Origin of the sequence: Bradyrhizobium sp. NBAIM08, assembly GCF_020193935.1 — a bacterium.
In the GTDB taxonomy this organism is placed as follows: domain Bacteria; phylum Pseudomonadota; class Alphaproteobacteria; order Rhizobiales; family Xanthobacteraceae; genus Bradyrhizobium; species Bradyrhizobium yuanmingense.
Genome location: NZ_JADYVR010000039.1, coordinates 1 through 1,970, shown reverse-complemented (window position 1 = coordinate 1,970; position 1,970 = coordinate 1). Strand labels below are relative to the sequence as shown.

At 65.3% G+C, this 1,970-nt stretch carries 1 protein-coding gene; it reads right to left on the bottom strand.

From position 1 onward, the window contains the following. Nucleotides 1-1,970: hybrid sensor histidine kinase/response regulator (locus I6F37_RS38245; protein ID WP_225154116.1), on the bottom strand; the 1,970-nt coding region annotated here is incomplete at both ends.

Sequence of the window (1,970 nt, the reverse complement as noted above, 5' to 3'; positions counted from 1 at the left end):
ACCAGCGCCGACAGGCCGATGATCGGCGTCGCAGCGAGGTTGTTGTCGGAGCGGACGACTTCCGCGAACTCGAACCCGTTCATATCGGGCATCTCGATGTCGGTCAGGATCACGTCGAAGCTTTGGGCGCGCAGTGCCGCGAGGCCCTCCTGCGCGGTCGGCGCGGTGCGGACGCGGTAGCCGGCGGCCTTCAGCACCGGCGCCAGCATGTTGCGGAAGAAGGCCGAGTCGTCGACCAGCAGCACCGACTGCGAATGCAGCGACGGCTTCATCTCCTTGCGGGTGAACCAGTCGGCGAACGCCATCGGCAGGAAGTGGCCGACGTCGATCACCTCGGTGGCCTGGCCCTTGATCACGGCCGAGCCGAGAACGCCGGAGGAGGAGCCGCCGACCTCGATGTTGAGGCGTTCCTCGACGATGTCGATGATCTCGTCGACGACGAGGCCCATGGAGCGGCCGTCGTCGGCGAACACCAGGATCGGCTGGGCGCCCTGGCTCGCAATGGTGACGCCTTCCATGGCCACCAGCGGCATCAGCTGCTCGCGGTACTGCACCATGTAGCGGCCGTTCGAGAACTCGATCTTGTCGGCCGGCAGCTCTTCCAGGCGCGTGACGAGGCCGAGCGGAACCGCCTTGGGCTGCGACGAGCCGGCGCGGAACACCAGCAGCGAGGTGGTCTGCTCGCCACTTCCGATGTGATGGCCGGCCGCTTCGTCACCCATGTCATGGGCCGAGGAGCCGGCGGCGCCGAGCGCCTTGGCGATGCCGTTGGGATCGATGATCATGATGACCGCGCCATCACCCAGAATGGTGTTGCCGGAGAACATGTCGATGTGACGCAGTTTTGTCGACATCGGCTTGACCACGATTTCTTCGGTGTGGAACACGCCATCGACGACGATGCCAAAGGTCTGGCTGCCGACTTGCGTCACCACGATGAAGCCGTTCTCGGGATCGGAGGCCGCGCCGTCGTCGATCTTCAGGAGCTTCTTCAGATGAATCAGCGGCAGCAGCTTGTTGCGGAGCCTGAGGACCGCGGTGTCCTTGATGCGCTCGATGCGGTGCTCGGAGTTGGCGCGGGCACGGACCAATTCCACCACCGAGAGCTGCGGGATCGCAAAGCGGTCGCCGGCGGCTTCGACGATCAGCGCCGAGACGATGGCGAGCGTCAGCGGGATCTTGATGGTGACGGAGCTTCCTTCGCCGGCCACGCTCTTGATGTCGATGGTGCCGCCGATCTGGTCGATATTGGTGCGGACCACGTCCATGCCGACGCCGCGGCCCGAGACCGAGGTGATGGCAGCGGCAGTGGAGAAGCCCGGCGCGAAGATGAACTTGTGGATCTGGGCTTCGCTCATCTTCTCGAGCTCGGCCTCGGTGACGAGACCGGACGAGAGCGCCTTGGCCTTGATCTTCTCGGTGTTGAGGCCGCGGCCGTTGTCGGCGATGCAGATGATGATGTGGCCGCCCTCGTGATAGGCGGAGAGGCGGATGGTGCCCTGCTCGCCCTTGCCGCTGGCGAGGCGCTCGGCGGGGGTCTCGAGGCCATGATCGGCGGAGTTGCGCACCATGTGGGTGAGCGGGTCCTTGATCAGATCGAGCACCTGGCGGTCGAGCTCGGTGTCGGCGCCGTGCATCTCGAGTTCGATCTGCTTGCCGAGTTCGGATGAGAGGTCGCGGACGATGCGGGGCAGCTTCTGCCAGGCATTGCCGATCGGCTGCATGCGCGTCTTCATGACGCCTTCCTGCAGCTCGGCGGTGACGTTGGAGAGGCGCTGCAGCGGCACCTTGAACTCGGTGTCCTCGTTGCGGCGGGAGATCTCCAAGAGCTGGTTGCGGGTCAGGACCAGCTCGGAGACCATGGTCATCAGGTGCTCCAGCGTATCCACGTTGACGCGGATCGACTGGTTGGCGATGCGGTCGCCCTCGCCCGCCATCTCGTCGGCCATCGACTTCTTCGGCGCGGCCTT